Source organism: Cryobacterium sp. SO2 (genome assembly GCF_026151165.2).
In the GTDB taxonomy this organism is placed as follows: domain Bacteria; phylum Actinomycetota; class Actinomycetes; order Actinomycetales; family Microbacteriaceae; genus Cryobacterium.
The window spans coordinates 3,519,766-3,541,174 of record NZ_CP117849.1 but is presented as its reverse complement, the minus strand read 5'-3'; the positions used below and the strand labels follow the sequence as shown (position 1 = coordinate 3,541,174).

16 protein-coding genes are annotated in these 21,409 nt (G+C 70.3%); 13 read left to right on the top strand and 3 right to left on the bottom strand.

Annotated features, from left to right (window positions below):
• Positions 1-136 precede the first annotated feature (136 nt).
• Complete coding sequence (locus BJQ94_RS16665) at positions 137-2,278, top strand: DEAD/DEAH box helicase (protein WP_265398877.1); 2,142 nt, start codon at positions 137-139, stop codon at positions 2,276-2,278.
• A 290-nt stretch (positions 2,279-2,568) separates the two neighbouring features.
• Here the strand turns inward: BJQ94_RS16665 and pstS are convergent, their stop codons facing one another.
• Positions 2,569-3,648: a phosphate ABC transporter substrate-binding protein PstS gene (gene pstS / locus BJQ94_RS16660; RefSeq protein WP_265398880.1), complete on the bottom strand. Its 1,080-nt coding sequence runs from the start codon at positions 3,646-3,648 to the stop codon at positions 2,569-2,571.
• A gap of 101 nt (positions 3,649-3,749) precedes the next feature.
• On the opposite strand from pstS, the gene BJQ94_RS16655 reads away from it, so the two are divergent.
• The 9 genes from BJQ94_RS16655 (at position 3,750) to pip (ending at position 15,358) form a co-directional block, all read left to right on the top strand.
• Positions 3,750-4,373 (top strand): hypothetical protein, encoded by a 624-nt coding sequence (locus BJQ94_RS16655; RefSeq protein ID WP_265398876.1) that lies wholly within the window; start codon positions 3,750-3,752, stop codon positions 4,371-4,373.
• Positions 4,374-4,498: 125 nt separating this feature from the next.
• Entirely contained in the window at positions 4,499-5,203 is a 705-nt protein-coding gene (locus tag BJQ94_RS16650; protein WP_265398875.1) for a YcnI family protein, read from the top strand.
• Between the two features lie 5 nt (positions 5,204-5,208).
• Positions 5,209-5,862: a copper resistance CopC family protein gene (locus tag BJQ94_RS16645; protein WP_265398874.1), complete on the top strand. Its 654-nt coding sequence runs from the start codon at positions 5,209-5,211 to the stop codon at positions 5,860-5,862.
• Between the two features lie 458 nt (positions 5,863-6,320).
• A complete protein-coding gene (locus tag BJQ94_RS16640; RefSeq protein WP_265398496.1) occupies positions 6,321-7,742 on the top strand; it encodes a PepSY domain-containing protein in 1,422 nt (473 codons plus the stop codon).
• Between the two features lie 241 nt (positions 7,743-7,983).
• The gene (recQ, locus tag BJQ94_RS16635; RefSeq protein ID WP_265398497.1) at positions 7,984-10,038 is read left to right on the top strand and encodes a DNA helicase RecQ; all 2,055 of its coding nucleotides are present in this window, start codon (positions 7,984-7,986) and stop codon (positions 10,036-10,038) included.
• A gap of 204 nt (positions 10,039-10,242) precedes the next feature.
• Positions 10,243-12,342: an acyl-CoA dehydrogenase gene (locus BJQ94_RS16630; protein WP_265398498.1), complete on the top strand. Its 2,100-nt coding sequence runs from the start codon at positions 10,243-10,245 to the stop codon at positions 12,340-12,342.
• Positions 12,343-12,543: 201 nt separating this feature from the next.
• The gene (locus tag BJQ94_RS16625; protein WP_265398499.1) at positions 12,544-13,506 is read left to right on the top strand and encodes an ATP-binding cassette domain-containing protein; all 963 of its coding nucleotides are present in this window, start codon (positions 12,544-12,546) and stop codon (positions 13,504-13,506) included.
• The gene (locus tag BJQ94_RS16620; RefSeq protein ID WP_265398500.1) at positions 13,503-14,333 is read left to right on the top strand and encodes an ABC transporter permease subunit; all 831 of its coding nucleotides are present in this window, start codon (positions 13,503-13,505) and stop codon (positions 14,331-14,333) included. Before BJQ94_RS16625 ends, BJQ94_RS16620 begins: the two co-directional genes overlap by 4 nt.
• A 68-nt stretch (positions 14,334-14,401) precedes the next feature.
• Entirely contained in the window at positions 14,402-15,358 is a 957-nt protein-coding gene (gene pip / locus BJQ94_RS16615; RefSeq protein WP_265398501.1) for a prolyl aminopeptidase, read from the top strand.
• A 19-nt stretch (positions 15,359-15,377) separates the two neighbouring features.
• Here pip and BJQ94_RS16610 read toward each other — a convergent pair whose 3' ends face one another.
• Entirely contained in the window at positions 15,378-16,766 is a 1,389-nt protein-coding gene (locus tag BJQ94_RS16610; RefSeq protein ID WP_265398502.1) for an oligosaccharide flippase family protein, read from the bottom strand.
• Positions 16,756-17,715 (bottom strand): hypothetical protein, encoded by a 960-nt coding sequence (locus BJQ94_RS16605; protein WP_265398503.1) that lies wholly within the window; start codon positions 17,713-17,715, stop codon positions 16,756-16,758. Before BJQ94_RS16605 ends, BJQ94_RS16610 begins: the two co-directional genes overlap by 11 nt.
• Before the next feature lie 251 nt (positions 17,716-17,966).
• Here BJQ94_RS16605 and BJQ94_RS16600 point away from each other — a divergent pair, with 251 nt between their 5' ends.
• Genes BJQ94_RS16600 through BJQ94_RS16590 form a run of 3 tightly spaced genes read left to right on the top strand, consistent with a single transcriptional unit; the run spans position 17,967 to position 21,402 of the window.
• The gene (locus BJQ94_RS16600) at positions 17,967-19,259 is read left to right on the top strand and encodes a hypothetical protein (RefSeq protein ID WP_265398504.1); all 1,293 of its coding nucleotides are present in this window, start codon (positions 17,967-17,969) and stop codon (positions 19,257-19,259) included.
• The gene (locus tag BJQ94_RS16595; protein ID WP_265398505.1) at positions 19,256-20,353 is read left to right on the top strand and encodes an acyltransferase family protein; all 1,098 of its coding nucleotides are present in this window, start codon (positions 19,256-19,258) and stop codon (positions 20,351-20,353) included. The genes BJQ94_RS16600 and BJQ94_RS16595 overlap by 4 nt, the downstream gene beginning before the upstream one ends.
• Positions 20,350-21,402 (top strand): acyltransferase family protein, encoded by a 1,053-nt coding sequence (locus tag BJQ94_RS16590; protein WP_265398506.1) that lies wholly within the window; start codon positions 20,350-20,352, stop codon positions 21,400-21,402. The genes BJQ94_RS16595 and BJQ94_RS16590 overlap by 4 nt, the downstream gene beginning before the upstream one ends.
• The last annotated feature ends 7 nt before the right edge of the window (positions 21,403-21,409 follow it).

The window sequence follows — 21,409 nt, the reverse complement described above, 5'->3', positions numbered from 1 at the left end:
GCCGGTTTCCCAGTAATCCGCTGGTGAAAAATCACTGTATGTGAACGGCCCCGGCCATAGACTGCCCGGGTTCTCAGGTTGCGTCGCTGTGCGGCGTTGTTCTGCCATGTACTCAACACAACCCAGGAATACTTCTATGCCTACTAGCAAGAAGCCGGCCGTCGGCCGCGCAGCCAAGAACTACGACCCGAGCTACTCCAAGGGCGGCCCCAAGGGCGCACCCAAGGGTGGCAGCAAGAGCCCCGGACACCGCGGATACCGCGCAGACGAGGGCGCCCCCAAGAAGCAGCGCTGGAACGCCGACGAGCGCGCCGCGCGTTCCGGTGAGCGCTCCTCCTCCGACCGTCCCGCCTACGGTGACCGTCCCGCGTACGGCAACCGCACCGAGCGTCCGGCCACCGGGCAGCGCTCCGAGCGTCCTGCCTACGGCGACCGCGCCCCGCGCACGGACCGTCCGGCCTACAACAACGACCGTCCCGCCCGTGGCGGCGACCGTCCCTCCTACGGTGACCGCGGCCAGCGCACCGAGCGCCCGTCGTACAACAACGACCGTCCCTCCTACAACAACGACCGTCCCGCCCGTGGCGGCGACCGTCCCGCCTATGGCGACCGTGCCCCGCGCACCGATCGTCCGGCGTACAACAACGACCGTCCCGCCCGTGGCGGCGACCGTCCCTCCTACGGTGACCGTGCCCCGCGCACCGACCGTCCGGCGTACAACAACGACCGCCCGTCCTACGGTGACCGTGCCCCGCGCACCGACCGCCCGGCCTACAACAACGACCGCCCGTCCTACGGCGACCGTGCCCCGCGCACCGACCGCCCGGCCTACAACAACGACCGTCCGGCCCGCACAGAGCGTCCGTCCTACGGCGACCGCCCGGCCCGCACCGACCGTCCGGCCTACAACAACGACCGCGGCAACGACCGTCCGGCCCGTGGCGAGCGTCCCGCGTACAGCAACGACCGCGCGGCCCGCAACGACCGTTCACACGACGGCGGCCACTCCAGCAACTTCTACCCCGACCGAGACTCCAAGCCCAAGTTCGCCGCCGGCGACGACGTGGTGCTCGAGCGCCTCGAGGCCATCGCCACGACCGCAGCGGATGTTGTCGGCGTGACGTTCGGCGACCTCGGCCTCGGTGGCAACATCGTGCGCGAGCTCGCCCTGCTGGGCGCTCCGTCCCCGTTCCCGATCCAGGCCGCGACCATCCCCGATGTGCTCGCCGGCCGCGACGTGCTCGGCCGTGGCAAGACCGGTTCCGGCAAGACCATCGCCTTCGCCGCTCCCATGATCGAGAAGCTCATGGAGAACAACGGCGCCAAGGACCGCAAGATGGCCCGCAAGCCCCGCGCGCTCATCCTGGCTCCCACCCGCGAGCTGGCCCTGCAGATCGACCGCACCGTGCAGCCCATCGCCCGCAGCGTCGGCCTCTTCACCACCCAGATCTACGGCGGCGTTCCGCAGTACCGCCAGGTCAGCGCCCTCCAGCGCGGCGTGGACATCATCATCGGCACCGCCGGCCGCATCGAGGACCTCGTCGAGCAGGGTCGTCTCGACCTGTCCGAGGTTGTCATCACGGTTCTCGACGAGGCCGACTACATGTGCGACCTGGGCTTCCTCGAGCCGGTTCAGCGCATTCTGCGTCTCACCAAGAAGGGCGGCCAGCGTCTGCTGTTCTCGGCCACCCTCGACAAGGGCGTTGCCTCGCTGGTCAAGGAATTCCTGACCAACCCGGCCGTGCACGAGGTCGCCGGTGAAGACCAGGCCTCCAGCACGATCGACCACAAGGTTCTCCTCATCGAGCACCGCGACAAGGCCTCCATCATCGGCCAGCTCGTCGACCGCCAGGGCAAGACGCTCATCTTCAGCCGCACCCGCGCCTACGCCGAGCAGCTCGCCGAGCAGCTCGAAGACGCCGGCGTCAAGGCCACCAGCCTGCACGGCGACCTCAACCAGGCCCGTCGTACCCGCAACCTGCAGATGCTCACCAGCGGTCGGGTCAACGTCCTCGTCGCCACGGATGTCGCCGCCCGCGGCATCCACGTGGACGACATCGACCTGGTCATCCAGGCCGACATGCCCGACGAGTACAAGACCTACCTGCACCGCGCCGGCCGCACCGGCCGCGCCGGCAAGTCCGGTACCGTCGTCACGCTGATCCCCAAGCAGCGTCGCCGCCGCATGGAAGACCTGCTCGACCGGGCCGAGATCGAGTCCAGCTTCACCACGGCCACGCCGGGTGACGCGTCGATCACCGCTCTCGCGAACCTGTAACACTCGCCTGAACCAGCAGGGCACCCGCCGATCGGCGGGTGCCCTGCTGTCGTTTAAGCGTCAGAGACCGCCAAAACGGGGGACATCGCGGGTGCGGCACGGCGTGTCGTTTTTACCCAGCACGGTCGGGGACCCTATTCTTTCGCTGTCACCGGCCGCACTGCGGCCCGGTTTCCACGTTCGCGGGCACCTTGCAATTCGGGTTTGTGAGAGCGCCGGCGAGCGACGGGACGTCTGTGGGGCATCCGCGCGGTGCCCCACAGATATCCGCCGAATGAGGCCGCGTCAGATCAGCGGATACTGCTGATCGCCTCGAGCACCCGGGCCGAGAACTCCGCAGACAACGGCGCAGAGCCGGCGCTCTCTGCGGCTGCGGCCTGACCCTCCGCGCTGGCGACGTAGCCCAGGTAGGCCGCGACGAGCTCACCCTGGTCGGCGTCCGGATACTCCTCGCAGGCGATCAGGTAACTCACCAGCACGAGCGGGTACACCCCGGCGGACGTCGACGTGCGGTCGACGTCCACGACGAGGTCGGCAGGGTTGTCCCGGGTCACGAGGGGCGACTCGTCGATGATCGCGGCCGCGGCCTCGGTGGAGTAGTCGACGAACTCGGCGCCGACCTGGAGTGCGGCGACCGACAGGTCGCCAACCCGCGACGCATCCGCATAGCCGATGGTGTTGTTGCCGTTGGCCACGGCGCTCACCACGCCGGAATTGCCCTGGGCACCCTCACCCGGGTACGGGAAGGCATCCGCGGGTTCGTTCGTCCAGATCTCCGGCACGTTCTGGTAGAGGTAGTCGGCGAAGTTCTTCGTGGTGCCGGAATCGTCCGAGCGGTGCACAGCGGAGATCTGCTCGTCGGGAAGCGTGGCGTCCGGGTTGAGCGCCACGAGCGCGGGGTCGTTCCACCGCGTGATGGCACCGGAGAAGATGTTCGCGATGGTCTCCGGATCCAGGCGCAGGGAGTCCACCCCGTCGACGTTGTAAACCAGGACCAGCGGGGAGACGTAGACGGGCAGGTCGATGGCCTTCGAACCCGGCGCGCAGGCGGCGAACTCGCCGGCCAGTTCCTCGTCGCTGAGTGCGGAGTCGGAGCCGGCGAAGTCGACGCCGCCGCCGATGAACTGCTCGCGACCGGCGCCGGACCCGGTCGGGTCGTAGTTGATGGTCACGCTCGCGTTGGCGCGCTGGAACTGCGACACCCAGACCTCTTCGGCCGAGGCCTGGGCGCTAGAGCCGGCGCCGTCGAGAGTGCCGGTGAGTGTGCTGGTGTCGTCTCCGGACTCGTTGGCCGCGCAGCCGGACAGGAGCAGGGCGGCGAGCGCGACCCCCGTGCCGAGGAACAGTGCCGGGTGCCTAGTTGTTGCCATCACGCTTCCCATTGTGCCCGACCGGCGCTGGGGAGTTCTCCGGCGAACCACCCGAATGCCACCTCCTGATAGATTCGATGCACTGTATAAGAGGGAGAACCATGACCACACGCTGGGCGCGCTTTGCCCGTGGGTGGATCGTGGCGGGCTTTTCCACCTTCGTGGCCGCACTGTCCCACACCCTCGGCGGCGGCGCGGTACCCGGTCCGCTCGCCGTGGTGGTCTCCCTGGCCTTCGCCGGGATCGTGTCGATCGCCCTCTCCGGGCGCACCCTCTCCACCTGGCGGCTCACCGTCGCCGTGCTGCTCAGCCAGCTGATCTTCCACGGCCTGTTCTCCTTCGGCGGCGCGAACGGCCGCCTGGCCGCCTCCGAGGCCACCGCGGGTCACCTGCACGGCACCGGCCAGTCCGTGATGCTGATGCCCGCCACCGGCACCGCAGACACCATGGCCGCCGGCGACCACGGCCTCATGATGACCCTCGCCCACGTGCTCGCCGCCGTGGTCACCGTGGTGGCGCTCCGGCACGGCGAGCGGGCGTTCTGGGGTCTGTTCGCCACCGCGTCGGTGGCCCTGACGGCCCTCGTGCGGGCCCTCGTGCTCACGCCGATCCCCAGCATCCCCCGCTCCATCCCCGCCCTCTCGGCGGCCCGCCCGCCTCGTGATCTCCTGGTCCTGCTCAGTCCCATGCGGCATCGTGGGCCGCCGGTGCGCGTCTTCGCCTGAGGCTTACCCTCCGGCCTCGCTCGTTTCGCACCCACTAGTTGTCGACCTCAGTGTCGAACCGGTTTCCGCCTGCCCGCGCCGCGGGCCGCCCCCGGTTCGGCCGACCACGATCCCAAGGACCCACCATGAAGCTTTCCACGCCAATTTTCGCCGCCACCACCCTCCTCGGTGCCGGCCTGCTCGCCCTGTCCGCGCCGCTGGCCGCCAGCGCGCACGTCGAGGTCGAACCGTCCTCGACCGCCGCCGGCTCTTACAGCCTGCTCACCTTCGCGGTCAGCCACGGCTGCGACGGCTCCGCCACCACCGGCATCACCGTCGACATTCCCGAGACCATCACGAGTGTCACGCCCACCGTCAATCCCGGTTGGGACGTCGCCAAGGTGGCCGTCGACCTGGCCACCCCGCTGGAGGACGGCGAGGGCGACACGATCACCACCCGCGTCGGCCAGGTCAGCTACACGGCCCAGACGCCGCTGGTCGACGGCCTGCGCACGACGTTCGTACTGAGCCTGCAGATCCCCGAAGACGCCGTCGGCGAGACGCTGTCCTTCCCGGTGCTGCAGTCCTGCGAGGTCGGCGAGACCAGCTGGTCGGAGGCCACCGTGGAGGGTGAGGCCGAACCGGCGCACCCGGCACCGTCGCTCACCGTCACGGAGGCCACCGGCGAGGCCGGCCACGGCCACGGCACCACCGAGGAGGCCGAGGCCACTGCCACCACGACCGCGGCGTCGGATGACGTCCTCGCCCGGGTCCTCGGCATCGGCGGCCTCGTCGTCGGTGCGGTCGGCCTGGTTGTGGCCGTCGCCAGCCGCCGCAAGAACGCGGCGTAGAACCGATGGGAGGCATCCGCGATAGCCGCCGGCACCCGCAGGTGCTGCGGCGATCGGTGGTGGCCGCACTCGTGCTGGTCGTCGCCACCCTGGGCTGGTCGGCCGCCCCGGCGTTCGCGCACAACTATGTGGTCAGCACGACACCGGAGGCCGGGGCCGTCGTGACCGAACAGCCCGGCGTCATCAGCGTCACCACCAACGACAATCTGCTCGACCTCTCGGGAGAGGGGGCGGGCAGCGCCATGCAGGTGAGCGGGCCCACGGATGCGCCGCGCTTCTACGGCGACGGCTGCGCCACCGTCTTCGGTGCCACGCTCGAGGCGACCGTGCAGCTCGGCCAACCGGGGGAATATACGGTGGTGTGGCAGACGGTGTCGACCGACGGGCATTCGATCTCGGATACCTTCACGTTCACCTGGCAGCCGGACGCCAACCAGGTGCTTGATGAGGGGTCCGCGACGGCGCCCGTCTGCGCGGGTTCAGGGTCCGGCACGGATGCCGCCGATACGGATGCCGCGGCCACCGATGCGGCCGACGGCAACACCGGCGGCGCAGCGGTGAGCGGCACCGACCTGCTCTGGATCGGCGGAGCCCTCGTGGCGATCCTGGCCGCGATCGGTGTCACGCTCCTCCTCCTGCGCCGCCCCACCCCCAAGTAGCGCCACCCGCCTCACCCCCGCGCCGCGCCTCACCCCCGCGCCGCCCCACCCCCACGTGGCGCCACTCACCTCACCCCCGCGCCGGGCCACCCCCACGTGGCGCCACTCACCTCACCCCCGCGCCGGGCCACCCCCAAGTAGCGCCACCCACCTCACCCCCGCGCCGCGCCTCACCCCGCTCTCTCCCGAGCCCACAATCTCGCGAAAGCGGTGTAACGGTCACCTCAGTGCGCTGAAGCAACCACAGCACCGCTTTCGCGAGAGTTGCATCCCGCGAAAGCGGTGTGGCGGTCACCTCGGGCGCTCCGAAGCAACCGCAGCACCGCTCTCGCGAGAGCGACAGACCGGGAGAGCTGCGACCGGGCCCGCCGCCGCCGTCGAACCACCTCGCTGGTCGAGCTCGTCGAGACCCCGTGACCCGACCTGCCGCCGCGCCACCCACCTCTAAGGACCTCTCCATGACCACCATCCTCACCACCGAAGACACCCCACCGCCGACCTCGCCGGCATCAACCCGCCAACCCTGGTTCGGCGCGTTCCTGCTGCGCCTGCACTTCTACGCCGGCATCCTGGTCGGCCCGTTCATCCTCGTCGCCGCCCTCAGCGGAGCGCTCTACGCGGCCACCCCGCAACTCGAACAGGTCATCTACGCGCACGAACTGCACGCCCCGGAATCCGCCACCGCCCTGCCCCTGGTCGACCAGATCGAGGCCGCCCAGGCCGTCGTCGGCGACGAGGGGTCGCTCGCGGCCGTGCGTCCGGCACCGACCAACGGCGACACCACCCGGGTCATGTTCACCGGCGACGGCCTCGGCGAAAGCGAGACCAGGGCCATCTTCATCGACCGCGCCACGGCCGAGGTGCGCGGTGACCTCACCACCTACGGCACCAGCGGCACCCTGCCGCTTCGCACCTGGATCGACCAATTCCACCGCAACCTGCACCTGGGTGAGATCGGCCGCCTCTACAGCGAGCTCGCCGCGAGCTGGCTCGGCGTCGTGGTCCTGGCCGGCGCTGCCATGTGGGTCATCCGCATCCGCCGAGTTCGCGCCAAGAGGGATCTGCTGCGTCCCAACACCAAGGCCAGGGGATACCGGCGCCTGTTCAGCTGGCATGCCTCCACGGGAATATGGCTACTGGTGGGTGCCCTGTTCCTGTCCGCGACGGGTATCACCTGGTCGCAGTACGCCGGCCAGAACGTCTCCGACCTGCGCGCTGCCTTCAATCTCGGTACCCCGTCGATCTCCACCGACCTCGCCGAGACGGCGACAGCACCCGCCGACGAGCACGCCGGCCACGGCACTGCGTCCGCGTCCACTGCCGCGATCGACCCCGCCACCTTCGACGCTGTCCTCGCCGTGGCGCAGACCGTGAACGTGAACACCGGCCTCGTCGAGATCCGCCCGCCAGCCGCCGCCGACCAGGCCTGGGTGGTGCAGGAGATCCAGCGCAGCTTCCCCACCGAGGTCGACTCCGTCGCCGTCGACGGCACCACCCTCCAGGTCACCGACCGGGTCGATTTCGCCGACTTCAACCTGGCCGCCAAGCTCAGCCGTTGGGGCATCGACACCCACATGGGCACCATGTTCGGGCTGGCCAACCAGCTGGTCCTCATCGCGACCGCCCTGGGCCTGGCAGCGATGGTCAGCTGGGGCTACCTGATGTGGTGGAAACGCCGCCCCACTCTCGGCACCGCCCGGATGGGCACGCCCGCCCCGGCCGGCGCGCTCGCCCGCGCACCCTGGTGGGGAGTGCTGGCCGTCATCGTCGGAGTACTGGCGGTCGGTCTGCTCTTCCCGCTGGTGGGCATCAGCCTGCTGGTCTTCATCGTGATCGACGCCCTCCTCACCCTTCGCCCTCCACGGAGCGCCCCGCACTGACTCCGGCACCCCTCACCACCTCGCACCCACCTCGCGAAAGCGGTGCAACGGTTACCTCAGCGCGCTGAAGCAACCACTTCACCGCTTTCGCGAGAGGTGCGGTCCGCGAAAGCGGTGCAATGGGTGCCCCACCGAAACGAGGTGACCACTCCACCGCTTTCGTGGGACGGACCGACCGCGGGCTCGTTCCACAGTTCCCTCCGAGCCCGGCGGCGTCGGCGGGCGCGGGTAGAGTTGGCGGGTGAGTTGGAACGCCGAGATACCGTGGGATCCTGACGAGTTCGAGCCACCGGACGACTTCGATGCCCCACCGCCCCCAGACCCCTACGGTCAGGGCGGCTCCAGCCAGCCTGCCGCCAGGCCCGGTGCCTCCGGCCCTGCCGGTTCCGGACCGGTCGACTTCGGCGACTATGGCCCGCCCGCCGGCGGCGCCACCCTCCTCGCCCCGCCGCCGCCCAAGCGCGCCACAGCCAAATTCGCCACCGCGGCCGAGGCTCTGCACACGGTGTTCGGCTACGACTCGTTCCGTGGCGAGCAGGCGCAGATCATCGACCAGCTCATCAATGGTGGCGACGCCGTCGTGCTGATGCCCACCGGTGGCGGTAAGAGCCTCTGCTACCAGATCCCGTCGCTCGTGCGCGAGGGCACCGGCATCGTCATCTCCCCGCTGATCGCGCTCATGCAAGACCAGGTGGATGCGCTCACCCTCGTCGGCGTGCGCGCCGCGTTCCTCAACTCCAGCCAGGACTCCGCCGCCCGCAGCCAGGTGGAACGGGACTACCTCGCCGGCAACCTCGACCTGCTTTACGTCGCCCCCGAGCGGTTGAGCAACGAGGCCACCAAACGTTTCCTCGACCGCGGCACCATCGCCCTGTTCGCCATCGACGAGGCACACTGTGTCTCCCAATGGGGGCACGACTTCCGCCCCGATTACCTGGCACTGTCCGAGCTCGCCGACCGCTGGCCCGACGTGCCGCGCATCGCGCTCACCGCCACGGCCACCGACGCCACCCACAAGGAGCTCACCGAGCGCCTGCAGATGGGCGAGGCGCAGCACTTCGTCGCCAGCTTCGACCGGCCCAACATCCAGTACCGCATCGTGGGCAAGAACGAACCCCGCAAGCAGCTGCTCAGCTTCATCAAGACCGAGCACCCCACCGACGCCGGCATCGTCTACGCGCTCAGCCGCAAGACCGTCGAGCAGACCGCCGATTTCCTGCGCGCCAACGGCCTCAACGCCTACCCCTACCACGCGGGCCTCGACCAGGGTCTGCGCGCCCGCACCCAGTCGCGGTTCCTCCGTGAAGAGGGCGTCATCATCGTCGCCACGATCGCGTTCGGCATGGGCATCGACAAGCCGGATGTGCGCTTCGTCGCGCACATCGACCTGCCCAAGTCCGTCGAGGGCTACTACCAGGAGACCGGCCGGGCCGGCCGCGACGGCCTGCCCTCCACCGGCTGGCTCGCCTACGGGCTGCAAGACGTCGTGCAGCAGCGCCGCATGATCGACGAGTCGCCCGGTGACCTCGCCCACCGCCGCAAGATGAGCGCGCACCTGGACGCCATGCTCGCGCTCTGCGAGACCGTGCACTGCCGGCGGGTCAACCTGCTGCGCTACTTCGGCCAGGCCAGCGAGCCGTGCGGCAACTGCGACACCTGCCTCACGCCGCCAGAGGCCTGGGACGGCACCGTACCCGCCCAGAAGCTGCTCTCCACGATCGTGCGGCTGTTGCGGGAGCGCAACCAGCGCTTCGGTGCCGGCCAGCTCATCGACATCCTGCGCGGCAAGACCACGCCGCGCACCACCCAGCACAGCCATGACCAGCTGGCCACGTGGGGCATCGGCGCCGACCTCACCGACCAGCAGTGGCGCGGCGTGGTGCGGCAGCTGCTCGCCCAGGGTTTCATCGCCACCTCCGGCGAGTACGGCACCCTGATCCTCACCGAGGCCGCCGCAGAGGTGCTCGCCGGCAACCGCACCGTTCAGCTGCGCAGCGAACCCGACCGGCCCGTCAAGCGCACCCCCGCCGCCCGCGCCGCCACCGCCAAGGCCGGGCTCGCCGAGCTCAGCGCCGAGCAGGAGACCCTCTTCCAGGCTCTCCGTGCCTGGCGCAGCACCACCGCCAGGGAGCAGGGCGTTCCCGCCTACGTCGTCTTCGGCGACGCCACCCTGATCGCCGTCGCGGCCGCCAAGCCGCGCACCGTGGCCGACCTCGACGGAATCACCGGGGTGGGCGCCAAGAAGCTCGAGTCCTACGGCGAGGCGCTGCTCGAGGTCGTCGCGGCAAACGCCTGACCGGCCGGGCCGCCCGTCGATGCTGCGGGGATCGTCTTTGTCGCCCATGGTAGGTGCAGGCACCGCGTCCTTGTAGAAGAGCTACAGTCCGAGGGCGCGGCGTCGCACCCACCTTTGTAGCCCCGTCACGCACTATTTCCGCGCGGGAGCCGCTCGACCTAACGTGGTCGAACACTCCCCAGCCGCGCGTAGACGTAAGGACCAATGATGGTTGACACTGCCCAGCGCCCCACTCCCGCCCGCCCAGACGCGGTCGACACGAACACCGGCCCCGTGCGGGTCGCAGGTGACCCGGATGCCCCGCGCATCGACCTGCCCGCGCTCAGCCACACGCTGCTCGGCACCTGGGCCGACGTTCGCCTGAAGGCCCGCGAACTCACCGCCCGGCCCGACCTGCAGCGCATCGAAGGGCAGTCGATGGTGGACCACCGCCTGCGCGTGCTCGAGCAGCTCAAGATCCTCGCCGGCAACGGCCACGTGCACCGCGCGTTCCCCACGGCCCTCGGCGGCGCCGACGATCATGGCGGCAACATCGCCGGGTTCGAAGAGCTCGTCACAGCCGACCCGAGCCTGCAGATCAAGGCCGGCGTACAGTGGGGCCTCTTCGGCGCGGCCGTGCTGCACCTGGGCACCACAGCGCACCACGAGAAGTGGCTGCCCGGCATCATGAGCCTCGAGGTCCCCGGCGTCTTCGCGATGACCGAGACCGGGCACGGCTCCGACGTCTCCGCCATCGGCACCACGGCCACCTTCGACGTGGAGGCCGGCGACTTCGTGCTGCACACCCCGTTCCGGGCCGCCTGGAAGGACTATCTCGGCAACGCGGCCATCGACGGCACCGCCGCCGTCGTGTTCGCCCAGCTGATCACCCTGGGCGTCAACCACGGCGTGCACGCCTTCTACGTGCCGCTCCGCGATGAGACCGGGGCTTTCCTGCCCGGCGTCGGCGGCGAAGACGACGGCCTCAAGGGCGGCCTGAACGGCATCGACAACGGCCGGCTCCACTTCGATGCGGTACGCGTTCCCCGCGAGAACCTGCTCAACCGGTACGGCGACGTCGCCGTCGACGGCAGCTACACCAGCCCGATCGGCAGCCCGGGCCGGCGCTTCTTCACCATGCTCGGTACCCTCGTGCAGGGCCGGGTCTCCCTCGACGGCGCCGCCACCCAGGCGTCCGCCCTCGCCCTCACCATCGCCATCCGCTACGGCAGCGAACGCCGCCAGTTCACAGCCGGCAGCCCCACCGACGAAGAGGTCATCCTCGACTACCAACGGCACCAGCGCCGGCTCATCCCGCGCCTGGCCACCGCCTACGCGCAGACCTTCGCGCACGACGAGTTCCTGGTCAAGTTCGACCAGGTCTTCAGCGGCGCCGCGGCCACGGATATCGACAGGCAAGACCTGGAAACCCTCGCCGCGGCCCTCAAACCACTCTCCACCTGGAACGCCCTTGACACCCTCCAGGAGGCCAGGGAGGCCTGCGGCGGTGCCGGGTTCCTCGCCGAGAACCGGCTCGTGGGGTTGCGCGCCGACCTCGACGTGTACGCCACCTTCGAGGGCGACAACAACGTGCTGCTCCAGCTCGTGGCCAAGCGCCTGCTCACCGACTACAACCGCAAGTTCGCCGGCGCTGACGCCGGGGCACTCGCCCGCTACGTTGTGCAGCAGACCGCCGGGCGCGCGTACCACGGCACGGGTCTGCGCACCCTCGGCCAATCCGTCGCCGACTTCGGTTCCACGGCCCGCAGTGTCGGCCAGCTGCGCGAGACCGGCACCCAGCGGGCGCTCCTCACCGACAGGGTCGAGACCATGATCGCGGGCATCGCCCAGGCGCTGCGGCATGCCAGCAAGTTGCCCAAGAAGCAGGCGGCCGACCTCTTCAACTCGCATCAGAACGAGCTGATCGAGGCCGCCCGAGCGCACGCCGAGTTGCTGCAGTGGGAGGCGTTCACCCGGGCTGTGGAGAGCACAACGCACGTGGGCACCCGCCAGGTGCTCACCTGGCTGCGCGACCTCTTCGGGCTCCGCCTGATCGAGGAACATGCCGCCTGGTACCTCATCAACGGCCGGCTCTCCGCCAAGCGGGCGCTCGCCGTCACGGCGTACATCGACCGCATCATCGCCCGGCTGCGCCCGCACGCGCTCGACCTCGTCGACGCGTTCGGCTACGCCCCCGAGCACCTGCGGGCGCCCATCGCCAGCGGAGCCGAGCGCGACCGCCAGATCGAAGCCCGTGACTACTACCGGGCCCAGCGCGCCGCCGGCACCGCCCCCGTCCCCGAAAAACCCGCCGGCCGGCCCTGACCCCGGCGCCCACCTCGCACCCGAGCCCTCGCCCGCGTGCTCACGGCACCCGGACTGGGGGGAGGGGGGACCGGAGGATGAGACGGAGCGGCCGGTAACCATCCGCTCGACGGATGCGAGCGCCCGGCCGGCCGCCCTAGTCTCGTCTGTGGGGTCGACGCGGCGTGCGTCCGCTCCCCACCCGATGGGAAGAGGAACCGGATGATCCAGGCACAATCCCTGACCAAACGCTACGGAACCAAGACCGCGGTCGACGGCATCGACTTCACGGTGCAGCCCGGCCGGGTGACGGGGTTCCTCGGCCCGAACGGCGCGGGCAAGTCCACCACCATGCGCATGATCGTGGGCCTGGACAGGCCCAGCCACGGATCGGTCACCGTCAACGGCAAGCAGTACCGCGAGCACAAGGCGCCCCTCCGGGAGGTGGGCGTGCTACTCGACGCCAAGGCCATCCACACCGGGCGCAGCGCCTACAACCACTTGCTCGCCATGGCCGCGACCCATGCCATCCCGGCCAGCCGGGTCAAGGAGGTCATCGAACTGACCGGCCTCGAATCGGTGGCCCGCAAACGCGTCGGCGGCTTCTCGCTTGGCATGGGGCAACGGCTCGGCATCGCCGCGGCCCTGCTCGGCGATCCCGCCACTCTGATCCTCGACGAACCCGTCAACGGGCTCGACCCCGAGGGCGTGCAGTGGGTGCGCCAGCTCGTCCGCCAGCTCGCCGGGGAGGGCCGCACCATCATGCTCTCCTCGCACCTGATGAGCGAGATGGCCGTCACTGCCGACCACCTCATCGTGCTCGGCCGCGGCCGGGTGATCGCGGATGCCCCTGTGGCCGAACTGATCGGCGCCGCCACCCGCAAGACCGTGCGGGTGCGCACCCCGTACGCTCCCGAACTCGCGGAGCTGTTCGCGCGCCCCGACGTCACCGTCACCCGCACCGAGACCGACCTGCTCGAGATCGTGGGGGTCTCAGCCGCTGAGATCGGCAACCAGGCTGCCAGGGCGGGCATCGCCCTGCACGAACTGACGCCGATCAGCGCGTCCCTCGAGGAGGCCTACATGGCCCTCACCCAGAACGACGTGGAGTACCGCACCGGCGGCGCCCCAGAAGACCCCGCCGCCGCGCACACGGCCGCCGACCTGCAGGAGAGTGTCCGATGACCACGATCGCCCCGGTATCCGCCCCCGTCCACGAGTTCGTCCCGGCCGGATCCGGCCTGAGTTTCGGCGGGATCCTGCGCTCCGAGTGGATCAAGCTGCGCTCGGTTCGTTCCACGATCTGGTCGTATGCCACGGTCATCGTGATCTCGTTCGGCATGGCCGCGCTCATGTCGGCTTCCCTCGACCTCGCCGGCACCGAGGTCCCCGCCGCCGCCCAGGCCACCTTCCTCGCCCAGGCGGCCACCTTCGGCGTCTTCTTCGGCCAGCTCGTCGTCGCGGTACTCGGTGTGCTCGCCATCAGCGGCGAGTACAGCACCGGCATGATCCGGTCGAGCATCACCGCCACTCCGCAGCGGCTGCCGGTGCTGGCCGCCAAGGCCGTGGTGATCTTCGTCTGCACCTTCGTCGTCGGCCTGATCAGCACCGTCGGGTCCTTCTTCGTGGCCGCGCCGATCCTGGCGGGCAAGGGCATCAGTGCCGCACTCACCGACCCGGACCTGCTGCTGCCCCTGCTCGGCGGAGCCCTCTACCTCGCCCTGGTGTCGGTCTTCGCTCTCGGTGTCGGCGCCATCCTGCGCGGCAGCGCCGGCGGCATCGCCGCGGCCCTCGGCGTCATCCTGCTGCTCCCGATCGTGCTGTCGATGATCCCGGCCCAGTGGGCCACCGACCTGTCGCCGTACCTGCTTTCCAACGCCGGCCTGGCCAGCTTCGGCCTCGATCTCGGCTCGGCCGGGTTCGAGGTGTGGCAGAACGTTCTCATCGTGCTGGGCTGGGTGGCCGTGTCCCTGGCCGGCGCGGCCGTGCTGCTCAAGCGCCGCGACGCGTAGCGGGCGCCGGCAGTCGGCTGATGGCGAGCCGCGGGCGCCGCAGCGGGGCCGGGCCGTAGGCTCGAAGCATGAGAGAGTTCTACCCAGAGATCGAACCGTACGACACCGGCATGCTCGACGTCGGTGACGGCCACACCCTCTACTACGAGGTGTCAGGCAACCCGAACGGCAAGCCCGCCGTGTACCTGCACGGCGGGCCGGGCGGTGCGTCCAGCCCCACCCAGCGGCGGGTGTTCGACCCGGAGAAGTACCGCATCGTGCTCTTCGACCAGCGCGGCTGCGGCCGGAGCACCCCGCACGCCAGCGCGCCGGATGCCGACCTGACCGCGAACACCACCTGGCACCTGGTCGCCGACATCGAGCGCCTCCGCGAACACCTCGGCATCGAGCGCTGGCTGGTCTGCGGCGGATCCTGGGGCAGCTCGCTGGGCCTGGCCTACGCCGAGACCCACCCGGACAAGGTCACCGAGCTTGTGCTGCGCGGCATCTTCACCCTGCGTCCCATCGAGCTGGACTGGTTCTACGAGGGCGGCGCCGCGGCGATCTACCCGGACCTGTGGGAGGGCTTCATCGCCCCGGTTCCCGTCGACGAACGCGGCCGCCTCATCGAGGCGTACAGCCGGCTGCTGCACGATCCAGACCAGTCAGTGCGGGAACGGGCCGGCGTCGCCTGGTCCACCTGGGAGTCCTCCACCATCACCCTGCTCCAGCACCCGGAGACCATCGAACGGTTCACCGAACCGGCCTTCGCCGTGGCGTTCGCCCGCATCGAGAACCACTACTTCATGAACAAGGGCTGGTTCGAGCCGGAGCAGCTGATCCGCGACGCGCACAAGCTGCGGGACATCCCCGGGGCCATCGTGCAGGGCCGCTACGACATGTGCACCCCGGCGTTCACCGCCTGGGCCCTGCACAAGGCCTGGCCAGAGGCCGACTTCCAGATGATCCCCGATGCCGGCCACTCGTTCGAGGAGCCCGGCATCCGCGCGGCCCTGTTGGACGCCACCGACCGCTTCGCCGGGTGACCGGCCCCGCCGGCGGCGCTCAACGCTGTCGGCGGGCCAGCCTGTCGGCCGAACGGCGGGCGTACCTCGCGAGGGTGGCCAGGTCGCGCCGGCGCAGGCCGTAGAAGCTGAGCGGGTTGATCCCGAACGCCCGCGCCAGGAACACCAGGTTGAGGTTGCTGGAGAGCAGGTTGCCCACCAGGGTCGCCAGGGCCGCCCCCATGGCTCCCCAGATCGGCGCCCACAGCACAAGTAGCCCGATGTTGACCAGGCAGGCGATGGTGAGGCTGAGGCTGCGGAGGCCCGGCCTGCCCCGCGCGCTGAGCCCGGAGCCGCCGATCGAGCCCGGTGTGCCGAGCACGACGGCGACCAGCAGCACCGCCGCAACGGGCAGAGAGTCCCTGAAGCCATCGCCGAACAGGAACGGCAGCCACCAGAGCATGCTCACGCCGAGCACGAGGGCGGCCACGCCGCAGAGGAATGTGGAGATGCGGGCTGAGGAGCTCAGCCTCTCATCCACCGATTCGGCGGCGTCGCTGACGAAGGTCACGTCGCGCACGGCCTGGTTGATGATCAGAGGCAGTTCGCTCACGCTCACCGCCACCACGTAGAGCCCCAGTTGATAGGTGCCGGCCAGCGGGGTCATCAGCACCTGGTCGATTCGGGAGAGCAGCATGCCGGAGAGCGACCCCACCCACACCCGCACGCCGTAGCCCAGCAGTCCGCTCGTGCGCGCCATCCGCGGCACCTCGGCCAGTGCCGGCGGCAGGCTGCGCATCCGGCCCAGGTAGACGAAGGCACCGGCCACGGGCATCACGGCCACCGTGAGGGTGGCCACCAGCGGGGTCAGCGTGCCGGTCAGCCAGAACGGGATGAGCACGACCAGCCGCAGTGACGAGGTGAGGATGCGTTCGGTCGCCACCAGCCGCCAACTCTGGGTGGCGGCGGCCACACCGCGCAGCACCCCTACGAGCAGGTTGGGCACGATGGCGAGGGAGGCCACGAGGATCAGCTGGGCCACGGCCGGAGAGCCGCCGCTCAACCAGGGCGCGCTCACGAAGACCGCGGTCATCGCCACGATGCCGGCGGCCGTGAGCAGCAACAGCCCCCGGCGCGCCGCGTTCCTGGCCAGCTGTGGCGACCGGGCGACCGCCCAGGTCACGGCCTCGGGCACCCCGAAGGTGGCCAGGGTCACCACCAGGGCCAGCGGTGCCGTGGCGGCGGCGACCTCGCCTCGCCCGGCGACGCCGAGGGCCTGGGCGAGGATCGGGCCGGAGAACAACGCGACGAGGGGCGGGAAGGCGTTGCCGACGAGCGCGATCGACATATTGCGCGACAGCGCGCCTGAGCGCCGGCCCGGGCCGCTCGATACGGAGGTGACCGCCGGGCCGGGCGGCTCCGGGCGCTGCCGCCGGCGCCTATCGGACATGGCTGCCGGGAGCGTCGGGGCTCTGGGCCCCGGACTCGGACTCGGCGGGCGTCCGCTCGCCGGGCCCGCCGGCATCCTCCAGCATCCGGCGCAGCTCGGCCTCGCCGAAGCAGGCGAGGATCTGGGCGTCGTTGCCGCCGTCCCGCACATTGCGTCCGTACAGCGTGCCGCGCTGGGTGCCTGGCACGGCCGGGTACTCGGCCTGCCGCGCCGCCACCTGGCGCGCGCGGAACCCGTGCCGCACCATGACCGAATGCACCCAAACGTCGTCTGCCCAGGGCGCAAGGCGCCTGAAGGCGTCACCCTCCGCCGCGAGCGCTCGAAGCAGGGCCGGCGGGTAGAGGATGCCGGACACCCCGGTGCAGAAGGTGCGGAAGCTGGCCGCGGTGCCGGTGCCCGCGCTCCACCGCGCATACGGGGCCAGGCCGGTGCCGGCGAACTCGACCCGGTGCGTGCGGTGGGCGTGCACGTCGCCCGGATGCCGGGAGTACCCGGCGAGCAGGTCGGCCAGCCAGGCTCGGGGATAGAGCACATCGTCGTCGGCCGCCACCAGAGGGAGGTCGGGGGAGCGCACGGTGTTCGCATACGCGAACTGTTTCTTGTGGGGTCCGTAGTCCGGGCAGGGCAGAAGCTCGAGGCCGCGCGCGCGTAGCCGTCGCAGTTCGGGCGGCGGGTCGGCCAGGACCTCGGCGTCGTCCAGCCAGAGGATCAGGCGCCGGGGGCGCACGGTGCCGGCGGCGATCGATTCGATCGTGTAGAAGACCGTCCCGGTGCGGTGGCCGTAGCTCGTGAGGTTCACCACGGCGGCTGCGTCGCCAGTGACCCGGCGTGTGCCGAAGCGCGACCGCACACGCAGCCCGCGTAACCGCAGTTCGAGGCGCAGCCGGGCCGAGAGTGCGGTGGGGTCCCTCAGCAGTGCGAGGAGCGCCTGGGGGAGTCGGCCGTTCACGGCGATGCACCTCCCGTCTGACCACCGGATGCGCGTCACGGCGACCGGGCGTCGACCATCGACGGGCCCTGAGGCAGCACACAGTACTCGGGCGCCTGTGCCGGGGATACCTCCCACCTTCGGGGGACACAGGGCCGTTCGCGCCCCTCCTGCCCTTGTTGACACCCCGAACGCGCTCTAGGGTGTGCTCGACATGGCCAGGGCACGGCGAGCACCGGACTCGCGGGCGCCGGCCAGGGGCGGCGGGACGCATGACGGCACAGGAGCTGACGGCACCGGCCCGGTCACCCCGCCGCCTTGCCCTGTCCGGCGATGCCTTCCGGTCGCTCGTCGTCGTTCGCGTCCTGGCCATCGTCGTGCTCGTGGTCCTGGCCATGCGGATCGAACTGTCGCAGGGACTCACCGTCGGCTACCTCGCCGCCGCCGTCCTTGTCCCGCTCTGGCTGCCCGTGCTGCGGCGGTTCCACGGGTCCACTGTGCTGCTCGGCACGGTTGCGGTGGCGCTGGTCAGCGGGATCTGGCTCACCCTGTTCTCGGCGTCGTCCCACCCCACCAGCCCCGGGCAGGCCGTGACGGTGTCTGTGGGCCTGGTGGGCATCCTCTGCGGGGTCGGCTTCGTGCTCTGGTGCCGTACCGTACTGCCGGATGCTCAGGTCGCGCTCTGGTTCGGCGTCGGCCTGCTGCTCGGCGTCACCCCGACCAGCGAGCTGTACCAGGCCAATCCCTGGCGCTTCGGCTACTCGGTGGCGCTCACCATCATCGTGCTGGCGATCGCCAGGCAGACCGGGCGCCGCTGGCTCGAGTTCCTGGCCGTCGCCGGGTTCACCGCCATCGCCGCGGTGACGGACGCCCGGTCTTCCTTCGCCATCCTGCTCTTCACCGCGCTCCTGGTGCTCTGGCAGCTCCGGCCGGGGCGGCGCACCCGCTCGGGCTCAGCGGTGCGGGTCGTGGTGGCGCTGGGCATTCTGGCACTTGTGGTCTACAACCTCGGCCAGGCCCTCATCCTCGACGGGGCACTCGGCGAGGACACCCAGTTGCGCAGCAGCGCGCAGTTGCAGACCTCCGGCTCGCTGATTCTCGGCGGCCGGCCGGAGCTCGCGGCCACGGCCGGGCTGATGCTGCATCAGCCGCTGGGTTTCGGTGCGGGCACCGTGGCGAACTCCGCGGACATCTTCGCGGCGAAGTCGGGCATGGCCGCCATCAACTACGACCCGAACAACAACTATGTCGACGTCTACATGTTCGGCGGCCACATCGAACTGCACTCCGTCGTCGGCGACCTGTGGGCGTGGTTCGGAATTCCGGGTCTCGCGCTGGCCGCACTCATCGTGGTGCTCGTCCTGGCCGGGCTCGCCCGGTCGGTGGCGTCCGGCACGGCCGCGGCGGTCATCGTCTACCTCGGGATCAAACTGCTCTGGGCGCTCCTGTTCGGACCGCTCTACAGCTCGGCGACGCTGATCATCATCACCGTGGGGCTGGTGATGCTGCGGCGCGAACCCCGGGCGGAGCTGGCGCCGATGGCGGCCGGGATCGTACGGCCGTGACCGGGACCGAAGCGCCGGTGCGCATCGGCTGGATCGACACCGGCCGGGGCGTGGCCATCCTGTTGGTGGCGCTGTACCATTCGGCGAGTTGGCTGCTCGGCGCCGGGTTCGATATCCCGTACTGGCGCGAGATCAACGAGGCGCTGTCCTCGATGCGCATGCCGCTGTTCTTCGCGCTCGCCGGGCTCTTCGCGCCCAAGTGGCTGACGGTGCCGTGGTCGGCCCTGTGGAACTCGAAGTTACGCCTGTACGTCTGGGTTTTCGTGATTTGGGAAGTGATCGGTTCCGTGGTCTTCGTGCTCGGCACGGGTATGCAGGGCCAGGGCTTCAGCCCCCGGCAGAGCCTGCTCGCCCTGCTCGTCTCGCCGGTCGCGCCTCGGTTCGAGCTCTGGTTCATCTGGGCGTTGACGCTCTTCTTCGTGTTCGCGAAACTCACCAGGAGAATACCGGTCGGGGCCCAGCTGGCTGTGGCCGGTGTGGTCTCGCTCTTGGCCCTGAGCGGCTGGGAGACCGCCAACGTCGGCTGGAGCGGTTCGGCCCGCTATTACTTCTTCTTCCTCGCCGGCCTCTACCTGCGTCCGGTGATCCTCCGGCTGGGCACCGTCGCCACACCCCTGGCCGCCGGCACCGTCGTCGGCTGGGCCGTTCTCTCGGCCAGTGTCGCCGTCTTCGACCTGCGCGTGGTGCCCGGGGTGTACTTCGTCAACTGCCTCGTCGGAGTCGCGGCCGGCGTCGGCGTCAGCCGGGCATTGGCAGGACTCCCACGGCTGGCCTTCATCGGCCGCACCACTCTGCCCATCTACCTGGCGCACACCCCGATCATCATCATGATCTCGTTCCTACTTTCCACACCCCTGCTGTTCCCGGCCATCGCGACGGTGGCCGGGATCGTGCCTCCGGTGCTCGCCGCCGTCGCGGTCCTCCTGGCGCTCGCGCTCCATCGCGCCGCAGCGCCGACGCCGCTGCGGTATCTGTACCAACCGGTGCCGTCGATGCTGAGGATCGGCCGGCCAAGCACGGAGTCCAGCCGTCCGTCGTCGGCCCGGCCCGGCCGGGTCCGCGGCGCCGGACGGCACGCCAGGGACACCCGGTGAACGCCGGCGCACCCCCACGCGAGACGTGGATCGACGTCGCGAAGGGCATCGCGATCATCCTCGTGGTGCTCTTCCACTCGGTGATGTACCTCGATGGCGCCGGCGTGACCGGCCCGCTGGCCACTCTGAATCCGTTGTTGGACACCTTCCGCATGCCGCTGTTCTTCTTCATGTCCGGCCTCCTGGCGGCACGGGCGGTCGCGCTGCCGTTCGCGGCCCTGTTCCGCAAGCGGATGCTGCTGCTGCTCTACCTCTACGTGCTCTGGGTGACGCTGCAGACCATCCTCCTGCTCTTCATACCGCCGATCAGCCAGGCGCCGGTGAACGCGCGGCCGCTCGACCTGGTCACCCTGTTCGTACGGCCCAACTCCAACCTCTGGTTCATCTACGCCCTGCCGCTGTTCTTCGCACTGGCCTGGCTGATGCGCCGCTGGCCGCCGGCGCTTCAGGTGACGCTGACAGCGCTCGTCGCGGCCGGCTTCGGGTCCTTCCTGCTGCACACGGGCACACCATGGGACAAAATGGGCCGTTACCTGGTGTTCTTCATCGCCGCCATCTGGCTGGGTCCGAAGGTGCGGCGGCTGGTGCCCGCCGTGCGCTGGTGGCATGCGGCGGCGGCGGCCGGTCTCTACGCCGCGGTGACGGCCGTCGTCGTCCGCCTCGACCTCCTGCGCGTCCCGTTCGTGTTGCTGGCCACGAGCGCCCTCGCCGTCACCGTCGGCATCGTCGTCTCGGTGCTGCTCGCACGATTGCCGGCGCTCGACTGGCTGCGCGCGCTGGGAACACGCACCCTGCCGATCTATCTGGTGCACACCTTCCCGATGATCCTCGTCGCGGCGACCATCGTGGCGACGGGCACGCCATCCGGTACGGTCCTGAACGTCGTCCTGGGCACAGCCTTGCCGATTCTGCTGTGCGCGGTCGCGATCATCATCGCGCTCGCCGCGTTCCGGGTCTTCGGTCGGGTGCCCGGGCTCTTCACAGTCCCGGTCACGGCCTGGCTGCAGCCGGTGCCGGCCCGTACGGCCGGGCCCGTCCGCTCACCCTGATGGGCTT